The organism is Streptomyces sp. P3, from assembly GCF_003032475.1.
In the GTDB taxonomy this organism is placed as follows: Bacteria; Actinomycetota; Actinomycetes; order Streptomycetales; family Streptomycetaceae; genus Streptomyces.
In genome coordinates, this window is sequence record NZ_CP028369.1 from 8977795 (window position 1) to 8999905 (window position 22111).

The 22111-nt window shown below is 71.0% G+C and carries 14 protein-coding genes and 1 pseudogene; 10 read left to right on the forward strand and 5 right to left on the reverse strand.

Annotation, left to right across the window (positions count from 1 at the left end; translation table 11 throughout):
* Positions 1 to 71: 71 nt before the first annotated feature.
* Positions 72 to 692: an MBL fold metallo-hydrolase gene (locus tag C6376_RS40030; protein ID WP_107448053.1), complete on the reverse strand. Its 621-nt coding sequence runs from the start codon at positions 690 to 692 to the stop codon at positions 72 to 74.
* 454 nt (positions 693 to 1146) lie between these two features.
* On the opposite strand from C6376_RS40030, the gene C6376_RS40035 reads away from it, so the two are divergent.
* Genes C6376_RS40035 through C6376_RS40050 form a run of 4 tightly spaced genes read left to right on the forward strand, consistent with a single transcriptional unit; the run spans position 1147 to position 5371 of the window.
* The gene (locus C6376_RS40035) at positions 1147 to 2148 is read left to right on the forward strand and encodes an alpha/beta fold hydrolase (protein ID WP_107448055.1); all 1002 of its coding nucleotides are present in this window, start codon (positions 1147 to 1149) and stop codon (positions 2146 to 2148) included.
* Entirely contained in the window at positions 2141 to 3370 is a 1230-nt protein-coding gene (locus tag C6376_RS40040) for an acyltransferase (protein WP_107448057.1), read from the forward strand. Before C6376_RS40035 ends, C6376_RS40040 begins: the two co-directional genes overlap by 8 nt.
* A gap of 25 nt (positions 3371 to 3395) precedes the next feature.
* Positions 3396 to 4703 (forward strand): sensor histidine kinase, encoded by a 1308-nt coding sequence (locus tag C6376_RS40045; protein ID WP_107448059.1) that lies wholly within the window; start codon positions 3396 to 3398, stop codon positions 4701 to 4703.
* Positions 4700 to 5371, forward strand: coding sequence for a response regulator transcription factor (locus C6376_RS40050; RefSeq protein ID WP_107448060.1), 672 nt, complete (start codon positions 4700 to 4702; stop codon positions 5369 to 5371). Before C6376_RS40045 ends, C6376_RS40050 begins: the two co-directional genes overlap by 4 nt.
* 306 nt (positions 5372 to 5677) lie before the next feature.
* Here C6376_RS40050 and C6376_RS40055 read toward each other — a convergent pair whose 3' ends face one another.
* The 3 genes from C6376_RS40055 to C6376_RS40065 all read right to left on the reverse strand — a co-directional run bounded on the left by C6376_RS40055 (position 5678) and on the right by C6376_RS40065 (position 9746).
* On the reverse strand, positions 5678 to 6949 hold the full coding sequence (locus C6376_RS40055; protein ID WP_107448062.1) for a glycosyltransferase: 1272 nt from the start codon (positions 6947 to 6949) through the stop codon (positions 5678 to 5680).
* Between the two features lie 43 nt (positions 6950 to 6992).
* On the reverse strand, positions 6993 to 8012 hold the full coding sequence (locus C6376_RS40060; protein WP_159083413.1) for an alpha/beta hydrolase family protein: 1020 nt from the start codon (positions 8010 to 8012) through the stop codon (positions 6993 to 6995).
* Positions 8013 to 8723: 711 nt separating this feature from the next.
* A complete protein-coding gene (locus tag C6376_RS40065; RefSeq protein ID WP_107448066.1) occupies positions 8724 to 9746 on the reverse strand; it encodes an IPT/TIG domain-containing protein in 1023 nt (340 codons plus the stop codon).
* 2686 nt (positions 9747 to 12432) lie between these two features.
* On the opposite strand from C6376_RS40065, the gene C6376_RS44215 reads away from it, so the two are divergent.
* From C6376_RS44215 to C6376_RS40090, 6 genes and pseudogenes are all read left to right on the forward strand, one after another.
* Entirely contained in the window at positions 12433 to 13146 is a 714-nt protein-coding gene (locus C6376_RS44215) for a hypothetical protein (protein ID WP_159083414.1), read from the forward strand.
* A gap of 260 nt (positions 13147 to 13406) precedes the next feature.
* Positions 13407 to 14009 carry an ATP-binding protein gene (locus C6376_RS44220; RefSeq protein WP_254076266.1) on the forward strand — a complete coding sequence of 201 codons (603 nt, stop codon included), beginning with the start codon at positions 13407 to 13409 and terminating at the stop codon, positions 14007 to 14009.
* 1726 nt (positions 14010 to 15735) lie between these two features.
* Positions 15736 to 16482: an IPT/TIG domain-containing protein gene (locus C6376_RS40080; RefSeq protein WP_107448070.1), complete on the forward strand. Its 747-nt coding sequence runs from the start codon at positions 15736 to 15738 to the stop codon at positions 16480 to 16482.
* A gap of 130 nt (positions 16483 to 16612) precedes the next feature.
* Positions 16613 to 19378 (forward strand): Ig-like domain repeat protein, encoded by a 2766-nt coding sequence (locus C6376_RS40085; RefSeq protein ID WP_159083416.1) that lies wholly within the window; start codon positions 16613 to 16615, stop codon positions 19376 to 19378.
* Positions 19275 to 19487: pseudogene (locus tag C6376_RS46630) on the forward strand (hypothetical protein); the annotation flags it as partial. The gene C6376_RS40085 and the pseudogene C6376_RS46630, both read left to right, overlap by 104 nt.
* Positions 19488 to 19529: 42 nt before the next feature.
* Positions 19530 to 20033, forward strand: a complete 504-nt coding sequence (locus tag C6376_RS40090) for an Ig-like domain-containing protein (RefSeq protein ID WP_107449447.1) — start codon at positions 19530 to 19532, stop codon at positions 20031 to 20033.
* Positions 20034 to 20193: 160 nt separating this feature from the next.
* On the opposite strand, the gene C6376_RS40095 is transcribed toward C6376_RS40090, so the two are convergent.
* Complete coding sequence (locus C6376_RS40095; protein WP_107448072.1) at positions 20194 to 21615, reverse strand: MFS transporter; 1422 nt, start codon at positions 21613 to 21615, stop codon at positions 20194 to 20196.
* Positions 21616 to 22111: the final 496 nt, after the last annotated feature.

Consider the following 22111-nt stretch of genomic DNA (forward strand, 5'->3'; position numbering starts at 1 on the left):
ACCGGGCTCGTACCTGTCACCACCGCAGGCAAGCCGGCGCTCGAACGGGAAGGGTGCCGCTTCACCCCTGACTAGTGCAGATCGACGGATGTGCCCAGGGGGATGCGCGCGTAGTCGATCCCGGCCTCGTCCTCCAGCCAGCTGTCGAAGTTCTCCTGCCCCAGCTCACTGAGGTTCGCGTCGTGGATGGGAAATACCCGAACCGGGCGGACCGCCCGGACGAACTCGATGGCCTCGCCGGTCTTCAGCCACGGACCGGACGCCGGGACCAGCAGCGTATCGACAGCTTGCTCGGGAACGACCAGTGAATCGCCGGGATGGTAGACGCCGTCCACGATGAAGCCGATGTTGGGACAGCCCGGCAGACCGTCGATGATCTCGGCGTGCTCGCCGCCGACGACGTCCACCGTGAACCCTGCCGCGGTGAAGGTGTCGCCAGGTGCCACCCCTGCCACACCGTCGCCCAGAGCCAAGGCCAGCGCGGCGTGGGTATGGACAGTCAGCTGAGGATTGCCGTCACGGGCAGCCTTCAGCTTGTCGACATCGATGTGATCTTCGTGCTCATGGGTGATGAGAACGGCCGCGACGCCGGACAGGGCCTCCATCTCCGAAAACGTGCCGGGATCGATCACCAGCGCACGATCACCGGCTTCGAGGCGGACGCAGGCATGGCCAAACTTCGTCAGACGCATTCGATCAACCTATCGAGCAACGCCGGGTGAATCCACGCCCTGAGCTGTCACCGCGTTTCCGCCCGGCCTGGCTCGCAGCCAAGATCACGATCTACGGCTGGAGCACTGGGACCTCTGGGAGCACATCGCGCGAAGGTCTTCGTGCCCGCCGGAGTGCCCGGCTGACCGTTCACGGCAGGCGGCTGTGGCGTCACCACGGCCACTCACCGAGGGGCTTCGCCGTCTGCAGGCTCCCGGCGGGCGGCTCGGGGGTGTGCCGAGGCCGATCGGGGACGAACCGGCCCTCGGTCAAGGGGGTTGGCGCCGAGAGGACGCCAACCCACCCCCTACCCGTAGTACTTCAGAGCTACAGGGACGGTTCACTCCCTGGCGGGACGCAGGCGACAAGGCGTGGTCCGTAGCTTCGGTGCGGCAAGAACGACAGACATCCGGCACGGAAGGAACACCGTCTGCCATGGCGCTCCGTACCCGCAGAGGCCGTACTCGCAGAGGTCGTCTGCGCCGCGCCCTGGTCGCCACCCTGGTGGCCGCCTCGGTGGCCGTTCCGATAGCGGGCGCGGCGCGTCCCGCGAGCGTCCCGGCGCCCGCGCCGACCGTCTCCGGACCGCCGGCGGCCGCCACCCCGACCGCGCTCGCCGAGCGGTACGCCGCGTCGCGCCGCGACATAGGGGCGGCCCGGCGCATGGCCGCCGACCACGGCGATCGCAAGCGGGCAGACGCGTTGCGCGTCATGGCGCATCCGGCACGCCAGTTCCTGTCCTTCGACGGCCGTGAGGGAGGCCGGACCGTCGAGGTCGTCGGCGACCTCGCCCGCGCCGAACGGATCGCCGTGGTGGTGCCGGGCGCCGGTGTGCTCGTCGACAACTACTGGCGCTTGTCGGGCGGCGCGAGAGCGCTGCACAGGGAGCTGGGCGACCGGTCCGCCGTCGTCGCCTGGCTCGGCTACGAAACGCCGCCCACGGTCAGCCTGGCGGCGGCGACCTCGGGGCGTGCCGACAGCGCTGCTCACGAACTCCGTAAGTTCCTCGCGGAGTTGGAGAAGCTCAAGCCCGCTGCCCGGGTCTCCCTCGTCTGCCACTCCTACGGCAGCGTCGTCTGCGCCCGCGCCGCCTCCACCCCGGGGCTCGCCGACGTCGTCCTGTTCGGCAGCCCCGGCACCGGCTATGACAACGCAGCAGCGCTGAAGACCCGGGCCACTGTATGGGCGGGACGCAGCTCCGGCGACTGGATCGCCGATACGCCGCACCTGCAAGTCCCATTGCTCGTCACCGAAATCGGGTTCGGGACCGATCCGATGTCGGAGGAGTTCGGCGCCAAGCGGTTCCCGGCGGGCGACGGCGGCCACAGCGACTATCTGAAGCCGGGCTCCGTACCGCTGAAGAACATCGCCCGGATCGTCTGCGGACAAGACCCCGAAGATCCGTCCACAAGCACATCGGGAGGCCGTCATGCGTGACTTCGTCCGGCGCGTCGAATCCTCGACCCCTCCCGACCGCGACCGCGCCGTCGACGCCCTGCGCGCCTTCGCCATCGTGGGCGTGGTGCTCGGCCACTGGCTTGTGACCGCCCTGATCGAGGACAGCGGCACCCTGCGGGGCGCCAGTCCGCTCACGTTCATGCCCCAACTTGCCCCCGTATCATGGGTGTTCCAGACACTCGCGGTGTTCTTCCTGGTGGGTGGGATGGTGGGGGCGAGGGGGTACGCCTCCGCCCAGGCGCGCGGCACGACATACCGGGAGTGGGTCGGCGCCCGCATGATCAGACTGTTCCGGCCGGCCGCCGTCGTGTTGCTGGTGTGGGCCGTGGCGGCCGTCGCGATGCTCGGCGCCGGAGTGGACGAGAAGACGGTGCGCGCACTGTTCAAGCTCGTGTGGTCTCCGCTCTGGTTCCTGCTGGTGTTCGCGGCGCTCACGGCGATGACCCCGCTGGTGGCGAAGCTCCATCCACTCTGGCCGCTCGCCGTCGTGCTGCACATCGACGTGATCCGGTTCGGGCTGCAGGGCCCGGACTGGCTCTCCTCGGTCAACGTCGTGGCCGGCTGGCTGGTCCCGTACTGCCTCGGCGCGGCCTGGTCCCGCGGCGGTCTGCGCAGCCGCGCGACGCGCTGGTCGCTGCTGCTCGGCGGGGCCGTCACCGCCGCGGGGCTGATCCTGTGGGCCGGCTATCCGGCTTCCATGGTCGGCGTGCCCGGGACGAGGATCTCCAACCTGGACCCGCCCAACCTGGCGGCGGTCACGTTCGGCCTCGCCCAGTGCGGGGCGGCCCTCCTGCTGCTTGACCCGCTGCGACGGGTGCTGGAGCGGCCCGTCGCCTGGGCAGCGGTGGCGCTGGTGAACCTCTGTGCCATGACCGTTTTCCTGTGGCACCAGACCGCGATGTTGATGGTGACCGCGACCGGCGTCGCGGCGGGCAGGGCGCTGCCGGGACTGCACACGGTGCCGGACGGCGGCGGCTGGGTGCTCGCGAGGCTCGCCTGGCTGCCCGTGTTCGCGATGGCGCTGGCGATCTGCGTGGCCGCGTTCCACACGTACGAACGAGGCCGGCCCGCAAAGGCACTGAAGAGCGGCCTGATCGTTCGCGAGGGACGCCCGGACCCGGCGAAGCTCTCGCGGAGCGCCCATGGGGCATCGCGAGTCCGGCACCCTGCGCCGGACACCCCCTGGGGAGACACGACTTGAGCAGACACGTCCTACTGTGTCGGGCATGACGACCTCGGAAAGGGCACAGCGGTTCGCGGCGGGCCTGCGGGCGCTGCCGCGCGCACTGCAGGAGGACCTCTGGACGGGGACCACCGAGCTGAGGCCCACAGCCGGGGGTTCGCGGTGGCAGCGGGGACTCGCGGCGACGGTGGCGGTGCTGCTGGGCGCGGCCGTCATCGCGTCCGACGGCAACAAGTACGCCCGGGGCTACCAGTTGGGCGAACTCGGCTACGTACTCGCCGTTGCCCAGGCGGCGATGCTCGTCGTCGCGTTGTACCGCCCGATCCCCGCCTGGTGGGGGTCGACGATGATTCAGCTGGCGCTCCTGGTCGCGTGGTTCGAGCTGGCCGACATCGCCGGCGGCAGAATGTTCCCTTGGACCGGATCCGAACTCGTCCTCCAGGCATGGGTGCTGTTCCTCGTCGCGCTGCGAACCCGCCCCAGAACGGCGGTGGAGACGCTGGTGATCGGGGCGGTGCCGGGTCTGGCTTTCGCGTTCGCCACCGGCAACGGCGACCGAGCCCCCCTCACCGGTTCGGTCCTCGTGATCGCCACGGTCGTCGGCGCCTTGCTGCGCGGCCGCCAGGTGGCCCGTACCCAACTGGTCGAGCTGGAGGAACTCACCGCCGAGGAGCGGGCCCGGCGCACGCTCCTGGAGGAGCGCAACCGGATCGCCCGAGAACTGCACGACGTGGTCGCCCACCACATGTCGGTCATCTCGATCCAGGCGCAGGTGGCCCCGCACCTGGTCGAGAACCCGTCCGACGAGCTGAAGGAGAACCTGGCGAGCATCCGGGAGAACGCCAAGGAGGCGCTGACGGAACTGCGTCAGGTGCTCGGCGTACTGCGCTCCGAGCACCTCGTACCGGAGAACGAGCGGCACGCCCCGCAGCCCACCCTCGACCGGATGGACGAACTCGTCGGCAATGTACGCGGTGCCGGGCTCACCGTGACCACGCACACCACGGGGGAGCGGGGCCGCCTGACCTCGGGCATCGAGCTGTCGGCATTCCGTATCATCCAGGAGGCACTGAGCAACGCGATGCGGCATGCGCCGGGAGCGGAGGTACGCGTGGACATCGACCACCGGCCGACCGCCGTCAGGATCAGGGTCGCCAACACCGCACCGGACCGGCCCACCCCGCCCTCGCCGGGCGCCGGCCACGGTCTGCTGGGCATGCGCGAGCGCACCGCGATGCTGGGCGGCACGCTCGCTTTCGGCGCCACCCCCGACGGGGGGTACGAAGTGATCGCGGAGCTGCCCGCGAAACTCCCCGCTCAACAGGCCGACCTTGTGGAGGACACCGCATGACGACCATCCGCGTGCTGATCGCCGACGACCAGATGATGGTCCGCCAGGGATTCACGGTGTTGCTCAACGCCGAACCAGGCATCGAAGTCGTCGGGCAGGCCGTGGACGGTAATGACGCGGTGGCCAAGGTCGGCGAACTGGACCCCGACGTCGTCCTGATGGACATCCGGATGCCCGGGCTCGGCGGCATCGAGGCGACGCGCCGCATCACGGCACCGCCGGAAGCCACCACCAAGGTCCTCGTCCTGACCACCTTCGACCTCGACGAGTACGTGTACGAGGCGCTGCGCGCCGGCGCGTCCGGTTTCCTGCTGAAGGACGCGTCCGCCACGGAACTCGCCCACGCCGTAAGGGTGGTGGGGGAGGGCGAGGCCCTGCTCGCACCGAACATCACCAAGCGCCTCATCGCCGAGTTCTCCCGGGTGACCGACTCTCCGCACACACCGCTCAAGGGCCGGAACGGCAATCTGACCGAGCGTGAGACGGAGGTCCTGTCACTGATTGCGCAGGGCCTGGCGAACGGGGAGATAGCACAGCGGCTGGTGGTGGCGGAGCAGACCGTCAAGACGCATGTCGGCCGGATCCTGGTCAAGCTGAACCTGCGCGACCGGACACAGGCCGCGATCTACGCGTACGAGACGGGTCTGGTGCGTCCGGCCGGCTACTGAGGCCGCGGCCGGACGCCGCGGCCGGACGCCGCGGCAGACACCGCCGAGGGACCACGACCGCGTTGTGACCGCCGAAGCCGAAGGAGCCGACCGCGAGGCAGACGAAGCCGTGCCGGGACGCGCCGTGGACGACGCGCAGGATGGGCAGCACCTAGAGTCTCGATCAAACCCGGAACGGTTCACCTTGATGATCTCTCCGGGTAAGGGCGCGCCGTGGCCGAACGTGTCGCGCGGCGTCACGCGGAAGAGGCGGCCGTGCGCGAGGCGGGGTTGTCACGCCGGCAAGGTCGGTGGATCCGCAGCCCGTCAGGAAAGGTCAACTCCGGTTGCGCCCTTCGTTTCACCGACCCGGTTGATGATGTGGCATGCGTGGGTGACGCCGTGTTCGTTCCTGAGTGCGTGTGCGAGTTGGCGGGTGGCGGTGGTGTAGGTGGGGTGTTGGGTGAGTTGGTGTAGACGTTGGGTGAGGGTGGAGAGTGTGAGTTGGCGGAAGGGCAGGGGTGGGGGGCCGGCGCCGAGTTGGTGGACGCGTGAGGCCCAGTAGGTCTGGTCGCCGAAGAAGGGGCAGATCAGGGAGGGTTTGCCGGCGCGTAGTGCGGTGGCGGTGGTGCCGGCGCCGCCGTGGTGGACGATGGCAGCCATGTGGGGGAAGAGTTGGTCGTGGGGGGTGTCGTTGATGGCGAGGATGTTTCTTTCGCTGGTGGCGGGGTCCGCGGCGATGACGCCTCGTAGTCCGGCGTGTTTGAGGGCGGTGCGGATGACGTGGTCGGTGGCCTGGGGGTCGGGGGGTTTCATGCTGCCGAAGCCGATGTAGACGGGTGGGGGGCCGTCGGCGAGGAAGTCGAGGAGTCGCTGTGGTGGTTTCCACGAGGGCTGTTGATGCTGCCAGAAGCCGGTGAGGTGAACGTTGGGTCCCCAGTCGGGTGGCCGGGGGACGATGGTGGGGCTGAATGCGCACAGGATGGGGGCGCGGCGGATGTGGCGGAAGGGGCCGAGGGGGGACAGGGGTGGCAGGCCGAGGTGTTCGCGGCGCCACTGGTTGATGAAGGGCCGGCACATGAGCCAGGATCCGGCGTCGACGGCGTCGAAGCTGAGGCGGTTGCCGAGTCTTCCCAGGAGGCGCGTTGCGGGCGTCATGGGGTGGGGAAATGCGGTGGTGGGTTGACTGGGCTGGAAGTGGATGACGGCGTGGGGCACGTGCAGGTACTGGCTCAGGTGGAGCCCGAGGAATCCGAAAGTGGGGGCAAGGACCAGGTCTGCGCCTTCGGCCGCGGCTCGGGTCTCCTCGAGGACTTGCGTGATGCGGGGGCGCAGGACGCGGTTGAGGCCGCGAATGAACGCGGCCGGGTTGCGGCGGCTGGCCAGGAGCTGTTGGCCCTGGCTGGATTCCATGATCTCGGCCGGGTCGGCGGACAGGGGGTGAAAGTCCACTGCCGAACTGTGGTCGAGGTGTTGGTAGCGGGTGCTGGCGAGTAGGCGTACGGTGTCGCCCTGCTGGGTGAGTGCGTGGCCGAGTGCCAGGCAGGGCTGGACGTCCCCGCGGGATCCTGCCGCGAAGATCATCACGGTGCGGCCCATGGCAGCGCCTTTCTGCCGTCGGTGCATGCCGGGGCTGGTTGGTTCACTTCAGGGCGCGTTGAACGGCGGGCCACAGCGTGTGCAGTTCGCGGTTCCAGTACGGCCACGAGTGTGTGCCGGGCCGGTAGAAGTGGGTAGTCGTCTGGACGCCTGAGGAGCGCAGGGCCCCCGCGAATTTCTTCATCGACTGCGGCAGTGCCGCTTCGGCCAGGGCACCGACAAGCACGACATCGAGTGTGTGGGTTGTGTCCAGGGGGCCGGGCGTTCCGTCGCCCGCGGACAGGTGGACCTTTGTTCCGCGGAAGGCGGCCGGCATCGCGGCGGGATTGTGAGCCTGCCAGATGCGAGCGTCCGTGCCTGGGTCACCCCACACCTTTCGCAGGTCGGTGCCTTCCCTGTTGGCGCCGAGTGCCAGAGCCAGACGCGCCGCGCCGTCGTTGAGGTCGACGTAGGAACTCATGGACGCCACGTAGCGGAACATGCCCTTGTGGCGTGCGGCGTAGTTGAGTGCGCCGAATCCGCCCATGGACAGACCCATGATCGCTCTGGAGGAGCTGGCCCGGTAGCTCTTCTCCATGAGCCGGACCAGTTCGCGGGTGTGGAAGGTTTCCCAGCGGGGGGCGCCGGTTTTCCAGTCGGTGTAGTAGCCGGCTCTGCCGCCGTCGGGCATCACCACCAGAACGTCGGAATTCTTGGCCAGGGCCTCGACGTCTGTCTCCCGTGTCCAGGAGGTGTAGTCGTCGTCCCCGCCGTGCAGCATGTACAGCACGGGGAAGGTGGCCCGCCGGTGTGTTGTCCAGTTCTTGGGCAGAATGACCCTGACCGGAATCGATTGGTGCATCGCAGGCGAGCTGACCGTCAGATCCCGGGTGCGGGCGTCGATTTGCCGCACAGCGGTGATCGTGGCGCTGCTGTCGCCGGAACGCGCCGCGTCGCCCGCGCGGGCATGCGCGTTCGTGGCCCCGAGCATCGCCGTGACCAGCAGCAGGGAGCAGGCCGAAAGCCGGCCGCGTCGGATGCGCCGCGCGCGGCCGGTCGAAGCGGAAATGTGGAGAGATGACATGAGCTGCGGGGTTCTCCTTAGCGAGGCGGCAGGCCCGGGAGCGGAGCGGTGCTCCCGCATCGGGCACCGTGTGTCGACCTTCGACCGTGGTGATGTGCGGTGGTGCGCTACGCGGCAGGCTCGTCTCGACGATCGAGCGGGTGACTGGTGCGGCCGGGCTGGGGGGTGGCGAGCCGGCGCCGTGGTGCCCGGCGGTTACGGCGAACTCGCGGTGAGGGGCCTGGGCTGCACTCGGGCCCTCGGGGGTTCTCGGCACGGAGGGCGTCGAATTCAGCGGGGTGTTGTGCGGGGTGCGGGCACGGTTGCTCCTTCCGCGTGCTTGCATGAGTGAGATCGGGTTGGACGGGGTCGACGATGCCGAGGCGGAGATAAAAGTGCCAGGCGACACACCGTTTTGTTCTGTAATGCGCGTGGTGTGGGGGGTGGCTGTGTGGGTGGGGAAGTGCTAGGTGGTGGGGTCCGATTGCGGTGTGGGCGGCCTGTCAATGTCGTGGACGGCCGGGTAGGGGGAAGCCGTTCGTGCGGGCATGAGTCCGGCGCTGCACCCGCAGGGCTCAGGGGGCCGGATGCTGGGCTGGGCGGTGCGCGTTTAGCTGGAAGTGGTGGGGGTGTCTGGGGTGGGTTCTTGGAGGGGTGGGAGTGGGAGCTGGGCTTGCAGGGTGCGACGGAGTGGTGGTGTCTGCGTGGTGCGGGACCTGCGGGGGTGGGGGGTCAGATGGTGGGTTGCGGGGTGCGGGTGTAGGTCAGGGCGTTGCTGGTTCCTCCTTGGGTGGTGACGGTGACGGTCACGGGTCCTGTGGGGCCGTTCGGGGCGGTTGTGGTGATCTGTGTGTCGGAGATGACGGTGAACGGTGCGGCGCTGGTGGCGAATCGGAGGGTTGAGGCTGTCGTGAGTGCGGTTCCGGTCAGGGTGATGAGGGTGCCGGGGGAGGTGGGTCCGGTGGTGGGGGCCAGTGTGCTGAGGGTGGGGGGTGGGATGTAGGCGAAGGGCAGGGGGTTGCTGGTTCCTCCGGGGGTGATGACGGTGATCGGTGCTGTTCCGGTGCCGGCGGGCGCGGTGGTGTTGATCTGGGTGTCGGATACCACGGTGTAGGCGGTGGCGTTGGTCGGGCCGAACAGGACGGCGGAGGTGTTGAGCAGGTTGCTGCCGGTCAGGGTCAGGGTGAGGCCGCCGGTTGTGGGGCCGGCGGTGGCGGTGGCGCTGTGCAGCTGGGGGGGTGCTGCGTAGAAGAAGTACGCGCTCGGTGAGGTGGCGCTTTGGCCGCTCGGGGTGGTGACTGCAACGGCGGCGGCTCCGGCCTTGCCCGCGGGAGTGACTGCTGTGATGAGGGTGGCTGAGTTGACGGTGAACGACGAGGCGGGTGTGCCGTCGAATGTCACTGCTGTCGTGCCTGTGAGCCCCGTTCCGGTCAGGGTGGCGGTGGTGCCTCCGGAGGCCGGTCCGTTGGAGGGGGTGACTGCTGTGATCGTGGGCAGCGCGGCCGTGATGAAGGTGTAGGAGACCGCGTTGCTGGTGCCTGTGGGGCTGATCACCGTCACGGGTGCCGGGCCTGCGCTGTGGGCGGGGGCGACGGCGGTGATCTGCGTGCTGGAGTTCACGGTGTACGAGGCGGCCGGGGTGGTGCCGAAGCGCACGGCCGTGGCACCGGCCAGGCCGGCCCCGGTGATGGTGACGGTGTTCCCGCCGGTTGTGAGGCCTTGCGAGGGGCTGACGGTGCTGACCGTGGGGGCCATGGAGTGCTCCTATGACAACTGGCGTGGCGCTCGGCCGGTTCGGCCGGCTGAGGGGGACTGCTGGTGCGAGGGGGGTGATGAGGGGTGGTGTTCCTTCCTGCGGGTCGTGCCGCCGGGTGTCGCGGGCCGGCACGGGCAGCAGGTGTGCTGGGAGAAGGGGCGGGTGTGGATGCCCGTGCGGAGGCCGGGGTGCGGCCGTCACCTGTGGGGGCCCGCGGGGCAGGAGGGGGTTTTTCGGGCGGTGCCGGGTACCGGTGTGTGGGTGACGTGCACGCCGCCGGCTCCGGCGAGGTGCGGCAGTGTTCGCCGGCAGTGTCGTGCAGCTGACCGCCGGTGACGGCACCGGTGCGTGGACCGCCGGCCGTTGCCGTGTTCACGCCGGCCGGCCGGGCGTGCGGGCGTGCGGGCGCGGTGGCACTCGGCTCGGCGTCGCGCATCCCTGCAGGAGCGGCCGGTGCGGCAGGGCGCGGGCGTGGTGGAGCCGCCCGTCCGGGGCATCGCCCTCGCCTCCGCCGGCAGGCGGCGCGGGCGGGCGCGGGCGGTCCCGTTCCGCAGGCGTGCGCCTGCGGAACGGGGCGGCCGGTGCGGCAGGGCGCGGTGGCGGAGCCGTGGGGCCCTGCCGCGGTGACCTGCGCGGGGCAGTCGTCGGTTGCGGAGGTGCTGCCGGAGGTCGCCGTGCTGGTCCTTGGCAGGTTCGTGTCCGTGGCGGTCACGAACGGGGCGCCGCTGGTGAAACGTCGGGGGTGCGCGCAGGCCGGCATGACCACGCTCCTTGCTGAGGGGATAGGGACACATCGAGCCGGCGGGCCCCGCCGGGCGGTGTATGCCCGCGACGGCTGTGGGGGAGAGGGCGACGTCAGTCCTGCTGGCCGTGGTCGTCGTCCTGGCCTGGCCGGACGGGCGGCGAGAGCGCGCTCCCGGACGCGACCGGAGTTCGTGCGCACAGCAAACGACCGGCAGGCGCCGCCTCTATCACGATCCCCCGGGTGGGGATGGGCGGCCCACCGGTTCGCTATGTAGAGTGACCCACAAAGGCCTACTGCTGACAAGGCGTCATTGTCGGGTGTCACCCGAAGGGGTGAACACACGCAGGACGGCCGCCGCGCGGAGCCCGCTGCCCGGGCGCGATCTCCCGGTGCCCTCCCGGTTCGGGGCCTGTGTTCCTCACCCGGTTCGTTCACCACCGGCTGCGCTCTCTTCCGGTATCGCCTTCAGGGTGAGCACGCGGCGGTAGCACGCGGGGGGTGACGCCGTCCGGTTCGGCTTGCACCGGGGCCGTTGCAGGATCGGCTGCTGGAGCGGGGCCTGTGCTGGGGGCGGGCGCCGGCTGACGGCGGGGGGCGGGCCGGTGTGAGCCGGCGGTTCCGGGGGGCTTGCGCGGGGTGTCGTCACCCACGGGCCCGTGTCCGGGTGGGCCCGGTGAGCGGGTACGGGGGCCTGGTGACCTGAGCGGGCGTCCCCTGGCCCGGCCGCAGTTGTGCGGACCGGCCCGTGAGAGTGCGCGGAGCGTGGTGCCGAGGTGTGCTGCCGGTGTGCGCCGGGCTGAACGGCCGTGACAGGACAGGGTCCGGCAACCGCCCAGCCGGCGCCATGGAGGCGCCGGCTGGGGGATCCACTCCTCTCAGGGGTGCCCATCGCGGCATCGGGCTCGTCGCTGGCCCTGCCCTGCGCGCAGGGCAGGCAGCGGCTACACCGAAGACCGTGCCCCCCGAGAGGCTGGGCTGCCCACCGGTTGGATATCTCCAGTGAGGCAGGAATGTGGCATATGCCGCAAGGGATGTGACTCTTAGTCACCCGATCGGCGGGGCGCACCGAGGGGCGCGCTTCCCGGGCCTCGGACAGCGGCGGACAGCCGGCACGGGCCGCGGACGCGGTGCGTGCGGTATCGCGTCAGAGCGGGACGGGCCGCGGACGCGGTGTGTGCGGTATCGCGTCGGTGCGGGGCGGCGGGGCGGCGGGGCGGCGGGGCGGCGGGGCGGCGGGGCGGCGGTGCGGCGGTGCGGTGCGGGAGGGTGCGGGGCGGTGGGGCGGCCGCCGTGCCGGGCCCGATGCGTTCATGTGTCCGGCGGGGCGGGCGGTCCGCCGGAGGGGCGGGGCGGGTCAGGTGAGTGCCGGGGTCTGTCCGTCGGTGTCCGTCGGTGGGCGGTGGGTGGGCGGTGGGTGGGTGGTGGCGGTGTGTGCGGGGCGGGCTGTTGGAGGGCTCTGCGGTTGTCAGGGGGTGTGCCGTGCCGGTGCTGAGGTTCCCGGGGCGGGCGGCGGTTGTTCTGGGGGAGCGGTGGCCAGGTCATCGTCGCAGGAGGGGGGTGCGTGCGTCGGGTTCGCAGGGCTTGTGTCCCTTCGTGCGGCATGCGCAGGACGCGCCGCAGGACGCCGTCCGGCGCGGTGACGGGCTCGGGCTGAGGACGGGAAAGGATCACCTTCGGATAAGGCGCATTATAATTCACCCGTTCGGCCTTGCTCTGGACGGCCCCTGGTGTCGTTGTACCGACGTGGATAAACCAAGTGGATATGTGCTGAATCGCTCACTCGGGGACCATCAAATCGTCGGCGCCCTCAGCCTCCGGACCCTTTGGGGTCCGGCCGCTTCGATCGTGAGGACGTGGCCGGAAAACCCTCTCGACGATCTTCTCTCCAGGCTGCAGGAGATCAAGACGGATCTTGATGCACGCTGGGACGGCGTGGTCGGATGAACGAGTACGGCCAGATTTTTGAACCGCAATGGAAAAGGGAAGGGTCCTGTCCGGCCGCGAGTGATTTTCCCTGGCAGCAGGCCGACCCGCCCTGGGTGGGGCAGGTGTCGCCTTCTGTTGCCGCGGGTTTCTCCGGTGATGTCCTCGATCAGGAACTCAGTATTCTCCTGGGGCAGGCTGCTTCAGGAGCCGCTGAGGAGACATCGGCCCATGCACCGCGGCGCGGCCCGGTGGGGCGACGTCATGCGTGCAAGCGGCCTGCCGGCGTCCACTGGTGGAATGTGTTTGCTGCTGCCCTTAACCGCTTGGTGTCCCTGGCTGTTTTCGCCGTGGTGAGCACGCTCAGCGGCATGCTCAGTTACGAGCCGCTCCGGCGCCTGGCCACCCCGGCCGCGCACGGCCTGGCGCTTTGGTGGCCCTTCCTTGTTTTCGGCCCCTGGCTGACGGGAGTTCTGGCGATTTCCTGCCGCGGTCTGCCCGCCCGAAGAACAGCGGGGTGGTGCGTCCTGCTGGTCTTCACAGGTCTCACCGTGGTGCTGTGCCTGATCGGCGCCCCCAGGACACCGGCCGGGTTCGTCACCGCGGGACTTCCCCCTCTGGCGGCCCTCACCTGCATCCTTCTGCTCTCCCCGGGGCGATGCGAGGCCAGGCACGCACCCACCGCGCAGACGGGGAACAGCGGCCCGGCAGCTGCCGGGCCGCTCCGGTGACCCAGGCCCGCCCGTGCGGCGGCGGCCGTGCCTGCCGGTGCACGCCGACGAACCGCACCCGGCCGTGTCAACGCCATGCGTGAAAATCCACTCCTCCGTGGAGCGCACTGAGGCTTTGCAGAGAAATGGCTGATCATTTCCGCCCCCTCTGTGCCCCTGAAGGACTCCCCGGTTCCGCTCTTCCTTCTGCGTGTTCCCCGGGTACGGTCAGGCTGCTCGTCGGCGACGGGTCTCTCCCGCCGGTAAATGACTGGCGGGCGATGAATGCATCGGGAATCCCAGTGAATGAAGAAAATTTTCGCGGCTGCCGCTCAAGCGCAAGGAATTGCCCTCTCCCGTCCTTCGGCTGCCGGCCTGTCCACTTCTGCAGCCGGCGCCGCCCGCCCCCGCGGGATTATGAAAGCGAAGCGCTCATCCTTCGGTTGCCCTGCGTACCGGCGGCGGTTCCCGCCTCGCGGCGGTACACGCGTGAACTGACGTCGTCATGGCGGATCGCCCCGCCGGTGACCGATACGATCGCGCTTGTGGTCTCCGAGCTGGTCACGAATGCTGTACGGCATTCCGTCGGGCGACATCTGCCGCCGCAACGAGATGATCACCTCAGGCACTTCGATCTGGCGGTCTGCTTGACGGCGAAGCATGTGCGTGTCGAGGTGTACGACGAAGAACGCCGCCTGCCGGTGGACGTCGAAGCCCATGAGTATGCGGAGACTGGAAGAGGCATGAAAATCATCCAGTTCTGCGGGGTGCGTTGGGGAGCCCGAAGGGTTTGCACCGGAAAGGTGGTCTGGTGCGAGGTGGGCCTGCCCGAACCCTCGCGCGTCGGCGGCGCCCTCGTCACGGCAGCGGGAAGCACCGGATGATCCGTCCCCCGCGCGGCCCGGGGCCGGGCCCGGACACACGCCGGGTGAGGCCCTCGCACGGCCCGGGAGCGGCCCGGAGCGCCCGGAGCGGCGGCACGGACCGGTAGCGGACGGGCACGTAGCGCGGGCAGCGCCCTGCACAGGCTGTACGGGACCACGCTGCCGGCCGTCTGTGCGCGTGAGCATCTCCAGAGGGTTCTCTCCGGGCCGCCGGCCGCCGCTACGCCGTGGCGGGCCCGGGCGAGCGGGCCCGCCACGGCGTAGCGGCGGCCGGCCCCGGGCCCATGGACGTCCCGTCCGCCGTCAGCCGCGTGTGGCGCGTCCACCCGGGCAGGCCACGGTGCGGGGGCCGCAACGCTCCGTGATCTCGGCGGCTTCCTTTGCCGGGAGGTCGGCCCGCTGGGCCTGCGGCCCTTGCCGCTTCCGGCACGACGTTTCCACCGCTGCCCGGCCGGCCGGTCCCCGGACGGGCTCCGCACTCGCCCTGAGGGGCAGCAGAGGCCGGCCGCGCGGCGGAGATTTCCCCCGGCGTGTCTCCCGGCGGCGCCGGGTCGCCGGGCGTGGCTTCGCCCGGTTCCGTGCGCACGACGGGCGGATCGGGCTGTGCCCGCTCCGCAGCCGTGCGGGGTGGCGCCGCGGCCAGATCGCCGGGCCGGAGGCACCGCACGGCCCGCCCGCCCACCGCACGCCTGCCCGAGGCCCTGGAGGCTGGTGCTGGACGTTCGCCGACGGCGCCCCGAAGGGTGAGGGCCCGCCGCCTCGGCGAGCTGCGCGCCCGCCGCCCCCGCCTGCGGGCATGCCGCGCTCGCCTGCGGGCATGCCGCGCTCGCCTGCGGGCATGCCGCGCTCGCCTGCGGGCATGCCGCGCTCGCCTGTCGGCCCGCTGCCCCGCCTGCGGGCACGCGCGCTCGCCTGTGGTCCCGCCGCCCCCGCCTGCCGGCCCCGCCGCCCCCGCCTGCCGGCCCCGCCGCCCCCGCCTGCCGGGCCTGCCGGCCCGCCTGTGGTCCCGCTGACCCCGCCTGCCGGCCCCGCCGCCCCCGCCTGCCGGGCTGATGGGCGCCGCCGGCCTGCAGCGGGACTGCGTCATGGGCGTTGCAGGGGGAGGGTCTGCGCGGCTCCGGGTGTGCCCGGTGGCCCGGGCCGGCTCCGGCGGGCGCGGTCCCGGGGGAGCCGGAAAGGGGCGGCGCGGGCTCCCCGGGCCGGAGTGCTGTCAGGTGCCTGCGCGTCCGTGTCCCGCCGTGGATGCGGCCCTGCCGTTCTTCGTGACGCTTCTGCGTGACGATCGTTATTCGGCGACGGAACGGGCAACCGGGCTTTCCCAGAGGCTTTTTCGCAGGTCACGGCCGGTTCGCGGGTGCTGCGCGGGCCGGCGTCGAGGTGCGGCGCGACGGGGTGGCTACTTCTTTCGGGTGATTGAGACGATGGGGCTCTTGTCACCCGATTGGGTGTGTGGGTCACTGAGAGTGCGAACCGGCGGGCTGCCCATCCCGTGCCGGGGGACATGCAGACGGGCAGCTGTTGCCGGCTTTCTCTTTGCCCAGAGGAGACGCCGGGAGTGTTGCTGAGTGCTCGGCCCCTGTCTGTGGCCGCGCACCGCCTCTGTTCCCCTCCTCGAAACCGGCAGCCTGAACCCCGTGATGGTCGTGTCTTCATGACCCTGGTGCCTGCTGGTCGGTCCTGTCCGGTTCCTCGTCACGTCCCTTTGAGCGCAACGAGGAGTACTGCCATGCCCATCTCTCCCAATCAGGGTTCCACCGGCGGCGGCACGCTGGTGACCATCACCGGCGTGAACCTGTCCAACACCAGCGCGGTGAAGTTCGGCAGCAAGTCGGCCACGACCGTCACCCAGGTCTCCCCGACCCAGGTCACCGCCGTATCCCCGTCGGGGACCGGCACGGTCGGAGTCACGGTGACCACGCCCGGCGGGACCAGCAACCCGGTGTCCTTCTTCTACGTCGGCGCCCCGTTCAAGTCCTCCCTCGGCACCAGCTCCGGGCCGCTGGCCGGCGGCAACACCATCACCCTGAGCGGAACCGGCCTGTCCACGGCCACCAGTGTGTCCTTCGGCGGAGTGACCGCCACCCCGACGGTGAGTTCCGACAGTTCCCTGAGCGTCACCGTCCCGGCCGGTGCCGCGGCCGGTCCGGTCGGGGTCAGCGTGACCACCGCGGGCGGCACCAACAACGGCCTGACGTACACCTACGTCGACGTCCCGACGGTCGTCTCCCTCACCCCCACCTCCGGTCCGACCTCGGGCGGCACCGCGGTGACCGTCACCGGCACCAACCTCGACACCACCGAATCGGTCACCTTCGACGGCACCCCCGCTCCGTTCTCGGTGATCAACTCCACCACCCTGTCGGCGGTCACCCCGCCCGGCACGGCAGGGGCGGTCGACGTGGTCGTCACCAACCCTGCCGGGTCGGACACGGCGGTCGGGGCGTTCACCTACGTCGCCGGCCCCGGTATCTGATCCGCCCCGCGGTCACGGGTCCCGCACGCCACCGCCGGGTGGCGGGCGGGACCCGCGTCAGCGGCCCGCCCGGCGATCCGCGCGAACCTCAAGGTCCCAGGTCTCCTCCGCCGAAGGAAGGCAGTTGCCCGTGTCCGTCGATCTGCCTGCGCGGCCGCGTGCTGCGAGCGCCGAAGCCGCCGCCGCCCCGATCGCCGCCATCCCCGTGGGTGACAGCCCCACCGGGATCGCCCTCGCCCGCCTGGGGCGCACCGGATACGTGACGAACTTCGGCTCCGGCACGGTCAGCGCCCTGGACACCGTCACCCGCTCCGTCACCGCCACCGTCACCGTGGGCTCCGGCCCGTGGGCAGTAGCCGTCAACCCCGCCGGCACGCAGGCGTATGCGGGCAACTCCGTCTCCGGGACGGTCAGTGTGATCGACACCGCGACGCAGACCGTCACCGCCACGATCGGCGGCATCTCCGCACCGGCGGGCATCGCCTTCTCCGCGGACGGCACCCGCGCCTACGTCGTCAGCCAGGACACCGACAGCCTGGTGGTGCTGGACACCGCCACGGGCACGGCCGTCGCGTCTTTGGCGGTGGGCAGCACTCCCTACCAGGTCGCGCTTTCCCCGGACGCCCCCTACGCCTACGTCAGCAATGCCGGTGACGGCACGGTCACCGTCGTCGACACCGGCACCCACACGGCCGCAGCCACCATCGAAGGGTTCGCCCAGCCGCAGGGTGTGGCCGTCACCCCCGACGGGCAGCGGCTGTACGTCGCTGACCGCGGCAGCGGCCTGGTCCACGTCGTGGACACCACCACATACCGGACGGCCACCACCATCAGCGGGTTCAACGCTCCCGTCTCCCTGGCCGTCGGCCCCCGCGGCGCGCTGGCCTACGTCACCGAGAGCGGCTCCGGCTCGGTCACGGCGATCAACCTGGCCACCAACGCCCGCGCCGCCACCGTCACCGGGCTCGGCCGGCCCGGCGCAATCGCCGTCACGCGCGACAGCCGCCACATCTACGTGGCCGACAGCGACAGCGACACGGTCGCCGTCCTGAACAATCCGGTGGCTGTCTCACCCGACCAGGGGCCCACCGGAGGCGGCATCACGGTCCTGTTCAGCGGACGCGGTTTCACCGGCACCACCCACGTGCGTTTCGGTGGCCGCCCGGCCGCATCGTTCTCGGTGGTGGACGACTTCACCATCACCGCCGTCCCCCCCGCCGGCACCGGTGCCGTCGCGGTCACCGTCACCCTCGCCGGCGTCGCCCACACGATCGGGACGTTCTTCTACCTGCTCCCCCCACGGATCCGGGCCATCTCCCCGACCACCGGGCCCAACGAGGGCGGCAACACCGTCACCGTCACCGGTATCGGCCTGTACACCACCCAAGAGGTGCGGATCGGACCCGTCAGCGTGTACCCGACCGTCGTCTCCGACGCCCGGCTCGTCCTCACCGCACCCCCCGCGCCCCCCGCGCCGCCCGCCCCGCCCGGGCGCACCATCAGTGCTCCGGCCGTGGTGACCACCCTGGGCGGCATCGCCACCGGCCCCGCCTACACCTACCTCGATCCGCCCACCACCACGGTGCTGAGTTCCTCCCCGGCGCTGCCCGTCGTCGGTGAGCCGGTCGTCTTCACCGCGGCCGTCGCTCCCGTCGCTCCCCAGACCGGCACACCCACGGGCACGCTCTGGTTCGACTTCGGCGACGGCACCGTCCCGGTCACCGCCGTGGCGGTGGACGGGCTGGCAGAGGCGAGGCACACCTACACCACCACCGGCGGCAGCCCGTACACGGTCACCGCCGCGTACCGGGGCGACGACGACTTCGCCCCCTCGTCGGACACCGCCGAGCAGACCGTGGCGCAGGCGACGACCGCGACGACCGTCCTGTCCTCCCCGGAACCCTCCAGCCCCGACACGCCGGCTTCCCTCACCACACAGGTCATCGTGGCCGCCCCCGGCGCCGGGCAGCCCACCGGCACGGTGAGCGTCGACTTCGGCGACGGCACCCCGGCCGCCGTCGAGCCGGTGGTGAACGGCCTGGCCACCGTCACCCACACCTACCCCGCCACCGAGGCCACCTACACGATCACCGCCTCCTACAGCGGAGACACCGACTACGCCCCCTCCAGCGACGTCCACACCCACCGGGTGCGCGCCGACGTCCAGGCCACCACCACGACCGTCGTGGCCGCCCCCGACACCCCGACGGCCTGGCAGCCGGTGACCTTCACCGCCACCGTCACCCCCGTCACCGCCGGGGCGGGCACCCCCACCGGCACCGTCACCTTCGACTTCGGCGACGGCACACCCACCGTGCAGGTACCCGTGGCGGACCAGACCGCCGCCGTCAGCCACACCTACACCTCCGCGACCGGCAGCCCCTACCCGGTCATCGCCCTCTACACCAGCGACGACGCAGCGTTCAGCTCCTCCACGGGGCACGCCCTGCAGACGGTCGGCCAGGCCCCCACCACCACCGTGCTCGGCTCCTCACCCCAGCCGTCCGTGACGGGCCAGCCGGTCACCTTCACCGCGACCGTCACACCGGACACCGCCGGGGCGGACCTGCCGACCGGCAACGTGATCTTCGACTTCGGGGACGGTACGGCGCCGGCCACCGCCCCCGTCCACGACGGCACGGCCGTGATCGTCCACGCCTACACCGCCAGCGGCGGCCCGTACACGGTCACCGCCGCCTTCGACGACGGGGACAACTTCGCCGGCTCCACCACGACGGCCACCCACACCGTGCAACAGGCACCGACCACGATCGAGGTGGTCTCCGCACCGGATCCGTCCGTGGTGGGCCAGCCGGTCACCTTCACCGCCACCGTCACCCCCGTCACCGCCGGGGGGGGGCACCCCCACCGGCACCGTCACCTTCGACTTCGGTGACGCCGCCGCCCCGCTCACCGCCCCCCTCACCAACGGCACCGCCACCGTCACCCGCCCCTACACCGACCGAAACGACGCCCCCTACACCCTCACCGCGACCTACGGCGCAGACACCGACTTCGCGGGCTCCAGCGGCACGGACACGCACACCGTGAACCGGGCGCCGACCCTGACGGCGCTGGGTTCGTCGCCGGATCCGTCCGTGGTGGGCCAGCCGGTCACCTTCACCGCCACCGTCACCCCCGTCACCGCCGGGGCCGGCACCCCCACCGGCACCGTCACCTTCGACTTCGGTGACGCCGCCACCCCGCTCACCGCCCCCCTCATCAACGGCACCGCCACCGTCACCCGCCCCTACACCACCAGATCCAGCGGCCTGTTCACCGTCACCGCCGCCTACAACGCCAGCAACAGCTTCGCCGGGTCCAGCACAACCGGCCCCCACACCGTGCACCGGGCACTGTCAGCCACCACGGTCGTCTCCTCCCCGGACCCCTCACGCCCCGGACACAACGCGACCGCGACGGCGACCGTCACCGCCGTTTCGCCGGGAGCGGGCACCCCCACCGGCTCCGTCAGCTTCACCATCGGCAACCGCACCCCGCTCACCCTCCCTCTCGTCAACGGGGCCGCCAGCACCACCATCACCCCCTGAACGTCGGCACCCACCCCATCACCGTCGCCTACACCGGCAGCGCCGACTTCGCCACGTCCACCGGCACCGACACCCACACCGTCACCCCCTGAACCGCACCCCGATCAACGAAGCGGCCGCCGAGCCGCACCGGCCGGCCCCGCCGCCGGGACGGCCGCACTCACGCCGTGGAGCAGCCGTGCCGCGGGCATACCTGTCTGCGCAGTGCCCACAGGGCGACCGGCACCCCGGTGGCCACGAGTGCCGCAGCGGTGCACAGCCCTGCCTGATAACCCGTCAGGAAGGCGTGCTCGGCGTCAACGCTGGTCGACGACACCGAACGCTGCACCAACGTCACGATCAGACCGACCGCGGCGATGCCGAAGACCCCCGAGGCCTCACGTGTGGCGCTGAACAGTCCGGCGGCGATCCCGGAAAGGCCTTCCGGAGAGGCCTCCAGAGCCCGGGTGGTCAGCGGAACGGCCAGGGCCGAGCCGACGCCGATCGCCGCCAGCCCGGGAAGGAGCGCCACGGCGTCGCGGCGCCCGCTCCCCAGCGCCACCAGCAGCAGTCCCGCGGAGACGAAGAAGAGACCCGCGGCGGACACCCGCCCGTCCCCCCAGCGGCGAGCCAGCCGAGTGACGAACGGAGCGGTCACCAACAGAGCCAGAGCCACCGGCGTGAACAGCAGCCCGGCGGATGTGGGGCTCAGGCGCAGCACATTTTGAATGAACAGTGTGGTGAAAAAATAGACGCCGCTGACCCCTAACCCCCAGAGCAGCTGGCTGATGATGCCGCCGGTGAAGGCGCGCCGGCCGAACAGCACTTTGACGGTGGACCGCCGGTGAGACGACGGCTTCAACCCGAGCAGAAGCAACGACAGGACGGACAGCACGCCGACGATGGCGACACGGGGAGCGGTGAACCCGTCACGGGGCCCCTCGATCAGGCAGTAGGACAGTCCGCCGAGGGGGAGACAGAACAGCGCCACCATACGCAAAGGAGTGGCAGGCACGTCAACGGCCGGCCCCGTCGAAGAAGACGACAGCGAAGGCACCCACACGACGGCGAAGAGCACACACACGACCCCGACGGGAATGTTGATCGCGAACAGCCAGTTCCATCCCAGCCGCTCCGTGATCAGTCCGGACAGGATGGGACCGCTCGCCAGAGCTGAGGCCAGAGCGACCGTGAGAGCGGCGATGCCGCCGCTTCTGGAACGCGGCGCAAGGTCGTGCGACAGCACGGCCAGGGACGCCGGTGAAACCAAAGCGGCTCCCACCCCCTGCAACCCCCGGCCCGCGATCAGCGCCCCCGCATGCTCCGCCACGCTGCACACCGCCGACGACAGCGTGAAAACGGCCACGCCGACGATCAGGGTCAGCCGGCGGCCTCGCCTGTCCGTCAGATGACCTCCGAACAGAAGAGAACTGGCATACGTGAGCGGGTAGACAGCCGCCACCCACTTCAGACCCGACTCGTCCAGGCCCAATTCCCTCTGGATCTGCGGCAGGGCGACGTTGACGACCGTGCTGTCCAGGGCCGTCATGAACGAGGGCAGGACGACGGCCGCAAGCATGCCGATATGGCGCAGTCGGCTCATTGATCAGCCCCGTGAGTCGGCCCGGCCCGATGACGACGATCGCCGCAGCTCAACCGGTGCAGTCGATCCTCGGTGAGAGATCACCGGCCCTCAAAACCGACACGCCGAAGACCGTGCCCGCGTCCGACGCCACCCGCCAGTGAGAAGCCGTCGGACACCCCCCGTCCCGCGCCTGCCCCCCGACCGGCCGGCCCCGGCCCGGGGCAGTGAAATCCGGTGACAGCACAGGCAACCGCTACGCGCCCGGGTGGCAGCTGCCGCGAGAGCCCGGGCAGCATGTGCGCCGGCGGCCAGGAGCACTGACCCGGCGGATGCCGGAGCACACCTGTGCTCATCTTCCGGCCGCTGCCGACGCCTGTCGCGAACAGGCCCCTCACCCCGGCCGGACCCCCGGCCCCAGCCGGCAGGACCGGCCGACCGGCAATCGACCCGACACGGAGGAAAACCGCACCCCACGAGGGCAGCGACGGAATGACAGGTGCTCGCTGCGCCCCTG